This window comes from Microbispora sp. GKU 823 (assembly GCF_002027145.1).
GTDB lineage: Bacteria > Actinomycetota > Actinomycetes > Streptosporangiales > Streptosporangiaceae > Microbispora > Microbispora siamensis.
Genome location: NZ_MWJN01000032.1, coordinates 79,481 through 85,664, shown reverse-complemented (window position 1 = coordinate 85,664; position 6,184 = coordinate 79,481). Strand labels below are relative to the sequence as shown.

Below are 6,184 nucleotides of genomic sequence, written 5' to 3'. Positions count from 1 at the left end.
GACGAACGGCAGGGCGGCGGCCAGCACGACCCAGACGCCGCCGGGCACGCCGGTGAGCCGGGCCAGCGGCCCGGAGGCCAGAACAACACCGGCCCCCGTCACGGACGCGAGCGCGGCCACCGGCGCGAGGACCCCGCGGACCAGCCGCCTGCCCCCATCGCCACCGGCGCCGTCGACGCGGTTGCGGGCCAGGGCGTGGACCAGGCCGTTGCCGGTGTCGAGGCGGACGACGCCCGCGAGCATCAGGCACAGCGCGGTGGCCGTCGAAGAACGCCCCGGCGGCCGCCGGGGCGAGCGACCGCGTCACCACCAGCACGAGCGCGAACTGCCCGCCCGCCGTGGCCCCCGCCGTGGCCAGACCGGCGACTCCGTGCCTCATCAGGCCGCCCGGCCGCGGAAGACCGGTCAGCGCCGCCACGAGGGCACCGCTCCCAGCCACGGGACGAGCAGCGCGTCCCACGGCTCGAAGTGCTCGCGAAGCCGCCGGTAGACCGACGCGGGCATGGCTTCCCGCGGCCTGGCGTTGTGCCGCTCGAACTCCACGCCGCCGAGCCGGGGCAGTCCCAGGAACCCCAGCACCCGGTCGTACGCGGCGCCGGGATCGCGGAACAGCAGTCCGCTGTCGAGGACCAGGATCCGGTCGCGTCCCACGAGCGGCTCCAGCCGGGCCAGCTGCTCGGCGTACCGTCCGCGGGCCAGGTACGCCTGGTGCCGGTGCGCGTGGCTCGCGTACCCGGGGACGGTCCGCAGCCGTTCGTCCTCGCCCGCGAGGCGCTCCGGCTCCAGCGCGAGGGCGCGCTCGAAGCACGGCTCGGTCTCGAACCCCCGCGCCAGCTCGTGCGCGTGCGCGGAGCAGGCCCGCTCGACCGGGTCCCGGACCAGGGCGATCAGCTTGACCCCGGGAAGGTCTCCGGCGATGCGGGCCCCCGCCAGGGGATGGAACAGGTAATAGGGGGCCGACTCGAACGCCTGGGGGGCATGACCCCATCGGAACCTGAGCGCCCGCACCCTGGACGCCAGCGGGAAGTGGGCGCGATACCACGGCAGGCCCCGCTCGTAGGCCATGTCGAAGTAGTGCACGCCCTTGCGCAGCACCGGCTTCATGACGAGCGGATGCCGGGAGAGGGCGCGATACAGCGAGGTCGTGCCGCACCGCTGGGCCCCGATGATCAGGAACGACGGCAGCACCCTGCCCGCGCTGGTCGCCCTCCCGGCGGCGAGCGAGACGGCGTGCGCCGAGTGCTTCAGAGTGGACCTCACAGCAGGCACTCCAGGTGATCGACCAGAGGGTTCAGCCAGACGGCGGGCGGCCCGAGCGGCTCGTGGCCGTCGCGGCGGTGCCGCTCGGCCAGGGCGACCAGGTAGTGGACCGCCGTACGGCGTGCCCGGGCCACGTCGACGCCGAACGGTTCCAGGAGCCCGCCCGCCTGGGCGAGGCAGGCTCGGGCGGCGACCGGAGGCGGCATCCGGCGCAGCGCCCGGTGGAAGAAGTGGTGCAGGGCGTCGAAGCCGAGCGGCACGCCCACGGCGAACCGCTCCCAGTCCCACACGAGCAGCCGCCCGTCCGCCCCCGCCGCGACGTTCCAGGGGGTGAAGTCGCCGTGCCAGGCCGCCTCCCCGGAGCCTGTCTCCTCGTCGTGCGGGCGGATGGCGGCGATCTCTCCCATGGCCGAGGCGAGCAAGGGGGCGGACACGCGGCGGGAGGTCACGGGCAGCGGCGACAGCATCAGCACCTCGAGGCCCCGCCACTCGCCGTGATACAGCACGTCGGGCGGCACGACGACCTTCAACGGCCGTCCGGCGAGCATGCGCAGCACCTCGCTCTCGTATCGCACCAGCCGCCTGGCCCGCGGCGAGTCGCCGATCTTCACGAACCCCGCGAGCCCCGACTCGTCGTACGCCTCCAGGATCGGTTTGCGGTTGGCGCGGCGGGCGGGCCTGACGTGGACGACGACCCGCATCCGGCGGCCGAGGACGTCGCTCAGGTGCGTCTCGATCGTGTCGGTCCCGCGGCCGACGGGCAGGCCGCGGCCCAGCGCGGCGTGCCACCAGGCGCGCGGGACGACCCGCCGGGGGACGAGGCGGTGCGGCAGCACGCTGCGGACGCCCGGCCGGGCGCCGGACCGGGAAGGGGGGAACAGCAGGTTCATCACCTCGTCCAGGTAGTGGAGACGATCGGCCGCGTCTCTCATCGCGCCTCCCGGAGGTCCGATGTGCCGGCGGCGTTGCGCCAGAGCAGGGCGAAGGAGATCAGATACAGGGTCAGGGCGCTGATCAGCCCGTCGTAGACGAACATGTAGAGCAGCACGAGGATCATCACGAGCGTCCCCGCCTTGCCGATCGGCGTACGGTCCGCCCAGTAGCGCCGCACCGCTCCGGCGAAGAAGGCGACGTACAGCAGCGCCCCCGCGAAGCCCTGGCTGATCAGCAGCAGCCACAGCTGCCCGTCGCTGCCGAGCGGGGGATGGCCGCACTCCACGCACCACGGGCTGCGGCCCGTCGTGACCGTGCGGTGGCTGCCGTACGCGTTGCGCGTGTTGCCGTAGCCGATGACCGGCGACGTGGCCGCGACCCGGACGGTGGCGGCGACCGTGAACGCGCGGATGCCGTTGCTGTGCGGGTTGTCCAGCCGCTGCGCGACGATCGTGCTCAGCGGCGACAGTAGGAACGCCGCGGCGGCGACGGCGGCGACCGCACCGGCCAGGAGGGGGCGTGCGCCCCGGATCACCAGGTAGGCCGCCGAGATCCCGAGCCCGATCCACAGGCCCCGGTTGAGCGAGTAGACGACCGGGACCGCGGCGGCGGCGAGCGCGAGCACGGCCGCCACGCGCCGGTACGGCCCGCCGTAGGTCCACCAGCCCACCACGAACCAGATCACCAGCACCGAGACGTCGCTGCCCCAGGCGTTGGCCCACTCGAACGGCGCCTCCGGGCGCGGCTCGGCGTGCCCGAGCACGTGCTGCATCTGGGCCGCCGTCGGATGGATCAGGTTGGCGACGAACGGGTTGCCGGCGATCGACGACGGCAGCGCCGTCTCCAGCGGCGAGGTGAACGCGAAGCCCGGCGCGAGCACGCCGAGCAGCCCGCCCGCGACGGCCGTCAGGAACAGCACGCCGAGCCACCTGACCAGGGTGCGCTGCGGCAGCTCCTCATGAGTGAGGTTGCCCAGGTAGAGCACCATGACCAGGAGTGAGACGTAGACGGTCAGCCGCATCAGGTAGCCGATGACGCGGCCGGCGGCGAGCTCGCCGTACGTGCCGTCGGGGGTCTCGGCGAGCGCGAGCGCGCTGACCAGGTAGCCCGCCAGCAGCAGCGCCCACAGGCCGAAGCCCTTCGGCGCGCGGATCGGCCGCCTGCGCAACAGCACCACCGCCATCGGCACGGCCAGCACCACCACCGACAGCCGCCCAGGCCGAGCGCCCACCAGACCGGATAACCGAGCAGGAACGCCGCGATCGGCCACGCCGCCCGCGCGGGACGGTGCCGGGGGCGGGGGGGCCGGATGCAGGGGCGGTGCGGGGGGCGGGAATGGTCACGCGCCCCACTCCGCGGTCTCGGGGACGGGCGCGACGAACCCCGGCGGCACCGCGACGGCGCCGAGCACGCGGGCGCCCTGCCGGGCGAGTTGCCGTACGGCCCGGGTGACCTCAGGGGAGGTCGTCCGCCGCAGGCCGACCAGCAACAGGGCGGCGTCGGGGTGGGCGGACCGTCCGGTCACGACCGTCACCGGCACCAGATGCGCCAGCGCGGAGCCGAGTCCCTTGGCGAGCGGCCTGACGGTGCTCCGTGCTCCCACGCCTTCCGGGCTCCGTGCCCCCACGCCTTCGACGCTTCCTGCCCCCACGCCTTCGAGGAGCAGCCGGTGGGGCCCGCCGCCCAGCGACGTGGCGACGGCGGCGGCCATCTCGTCGAGGAACGCCGGATCCGGCCGGGCCGGAAGCTCGGCGAGCAGCGGCAGGCCGCACAGCCGCTCGATGTCCGCGCCCGTGCGGATGCGGGTGTCGAGGCGGTCGCGGCCGAACGCGGCCCCCGCCCCGGCGAGTACGCCGAGGAACAGCCCGCTGCCGAGGAACAGCGGAGGGCTCGGATGGGCCGGCCGCGCGGGCGGCCTGGCGGGGCTGATCACCGTGCCCGGCGTCACCGCGACGGTCTTGAGCGCGTCGTAGCGCAGCGTGAGGTCCGAAACCTGCCGGGCGAGCATGGCCTGCCGCCTGGCCGTTCCCTGCGGGGTCTGGGCGGTCACGGCCTGCGTGGTCTGCGTGGTCTGCGCGGCCTGGGCTGTTTGAGTGGTCGCCGCCTGGGGCGTGGTGGCCCCGTCGAGGTCGTCCTTGACCTCGCGCAGCCGCGCGGCGATCAGCTTCAACTGGGCGTCGATCGCGTCCTCGGCGGCGCGGGCGCGGTTGCGCAGATAGGCCTCCGCGTACGCCTGGGCCCCCGCGGCCGCGGCCCGGGGATCGGACGCCGAGTAAGAAATGGAGAGAATGGCGGAATTGGGAGGAACGTCCACTGTCACGTGCTCCCGCAATTCCTCCGGATCCGGATTCCGGAGAATCGCGGCGGCCAGGGCGGAAACGACCGCCGACCGGGCGATCTGCGATTCGGTGTCGAGGTTGAGCGGTTCCCGTTGCCGGGAACTCGGCACGTTGAACTGTTCCTGCGCGCCGGTCGGCAACACCTGCACCTGGGCGACCGCGGTGTAGCGCGCGGGGGTCACCGCGAGCGCCGCGGCCCCGCCGCCCACTCCCGCGAGCAGGCAGACGGTGGCGATCAGGCGCCTGCGCCCGAGCACCGAACCGTATTCGGAAAGGTCGCGGCTGTGCGGCGGCAGGCTCATGGAACTCCCCGTGCCCTCGTTCGTCACGCGGCCGCGGCCATCGGTGGCCCCCGGGACGAGGAAGGGGCGGCCGGGCGCGTTCGTGGTCCCGGCGGTGGTCCGGCGGGATCCGGTCTCGAACTATAAGCCGCCGCGGAGTTTCGTCCCCGGCTATTGCCGAATTGCGTCAGGCAATGGCCGCGCAATTAGCCGATGAAAACGGATATTTCCGTACACGTGAGATGGGGAAACGGCCCCCAAAGTCACGCCGATTGATGGGATGGTGTTTGCCCATCCGTTCATTGCGTGGTCTGCCGAGGAAGGGGGCGCGATGAGACTCATCGCCGGCTTGGCCGTACTGGTGGCGGGGGCGTGCGCGACGGCCTGCACGGGCACCGCCACGAGCGGGCGGGTGCCGGGCGGCGGCGCCGGGACGACGCCGGTCGCCTGCGTGGTCACCGACAAGCTCATCCCGACGTGCGGGGCGTGGTGGGGGATCGCGCCCGACGTCTTCTCCGGGCGCGGCCCGGTCCGCGCGGTGGACATGGCCGAACGGCGCATGGGCCGCCGGGCCAACATCGTGCACGTCTACCACCGGGGCGGCGAACTCTTCCCGACCGCCGAGGAGCGGGAGATCGCCAAGGGGCCCCGCCTGCTGCTGGTGAACTGGAAGCCGGCGCTCGACCACACCTGGGCCGAGGTCGCGCGCGGCGAGGTGGACGGGCGCCTCGACCGGCTCGCCGAGCACATCCGGGCCACCTTCCCCGGCCGGTTCTTCCTCACGATCCACCACGAGCCGGAGAACGACGTACGCGAGGGCGGGGGATACTCGCCCGCCGACTACGTCGCGATGTACCGCCACGTGGTGACCCGCCTGCGGCAACAGGGGGTGCACAACGCGGTGACCGTGATGACCTACATGGGCGCGCCCAACTGGGCGGTCAAGCCGTGGTTCGGCAGGCTCTATCCCGGCGACGACGTGGTCGACTGGGTGGCCTTCGACCCGTACGCGGACGACCGGGTGACGGACTTCGCCGGGCTGGTCGACAAGACCCGGCCCGACGCGCCGGGCTGGCCCGGGTTCTACCGGTGGATGCAGGCCAGGTTCCCGGCCAAGCCGATCATGGTCGCCGAGTGGGGCGCCTTCGAGCGGCGCGGGGCGCCCGGGTTCAAGCGCGACTTCTTCGAGTCGGTCCGGCGTCAGATCGGGGACTACCCCCAGATCAAGGCGCTGGTCTACTTCGACTCGCCGCTGGCGCCCCGGGGCGACACCAGGTTCGACACCACGCCGGGCGCCACCCGGGCGTTCGCGCAGCTCGGGCGGCTGCCCCGCTTCACGTCCACGCCGGTGCCGCCCTCCTGAGCCTTCGG

The 6,184-nt window shown here is 73.6% G+C and carries 5 protein-coding genes and 1 pseudogene; 1 reads left to right on the top strand and 5 read right to left on the bottom strand.

The features are described 5' to 3' along the window. The 5 genes and pseudogenes from B1L11_RS18900 to B1L11_RS18880 all read right to left on the bottom strand — a co-directional run. A pseudogene (locus tag B1L11_RS18900) lies at nt 1-243 on the bottom strand (hypothetical protein); the annotation flags it as partial. A 162-nt stretch (nt 244-405) separates the two neighbouring features. Then, on the bottom strand, nt 406-1,260 hold the full coding sequence (locus B1L11_RS18895) for a sulfotransferase domain-containing protein (protein WP_079315706.1): 855 nt from the start codon (nt 1,258-1,260) through the stop codon (nt 406-408). Then, nucleotides 1,257-2,192: a hypothetical protein gene (locus B1L11_RS18890; RefSeq protein WP_079315705.1), complete on the bottom strand. Its 936-nt coding sequence runs from the start codon at nt 2,190-2,192 to the stop codon at nt 1,257-1,259. The genes B1L11_RS18895 and B1L11_RS18890 overlap by 4 nt, the downstream gene beginning before the upstream one ends. After that, nucleotides 2,189-3,424, bottom strand: a complete 1,236-nt coding sequence (locus B1L11_RS18885; protein WP_256862681.1) for a hypothetical protein — start codon at nt 3,422-3,424, stop codon at nt 2,189-2,191. Before B1L11_RS18885 ends, B1L11_RS18890 begins: the two co-directional genes overlap by 4 nt. A gap of 108 nt (nt 3,425-3,532) precedes the next feature. Further along, nucleotides 3,533-4,834: a hypothetical protein gene (locus B1L11_RS18880; RefSeq protein ID WP_079315704.1), complete on the bottom strand. Its 1,302-nt coding sequence runs from the start codon at nt 4,832-4,834 to the stop codon at nt 3,533-3,535. 310 nt (nt 4,835-5,144) lie between these two features. Between B1L11_RS18880 and B1L11_RS18875 the strand changes: the two genes are divergently transcribed. Continuing rightward, complete coding sequence (locus B1L11_RS18875) at nt 5,145-6,176, top strand: glycoside hydrolase family 26 protein (protein WP_079315703.1); 1,032 nt, start codon at nt 5,145-5,147, stop codon at nt 6,174-6,176. Nucleotides 6,177-6,184: the final 8 nt, after the last annotated feature.

What these genes read in the sequence shown, in the direction of transcription:
- B1L11_RS18890 (WP_079315705.1), bottom strand. Translation starts at nt 2,192, where the DNA reads ATGAGAGACGCGGCCGATCGTCTCCACTACCTGGACGAGGTGATGAAC.
- B1L11_RS18880 (WP_079315704.1), bottom strand. Translation starts at nt 4,834, where the DNA reads ATGAGCCTGCCGCCGCACAGCCGCGACCTTTCCGAATACGGTTCGGTG.
- B1L11_RS18875 (WP_079315703.1), top strand. Translation starts at nt 5,145, where the DNA reads ATGAGACTCATCGCCGGCTTGGCCGTACTGGTGGCGGGGGCGTGCGCG.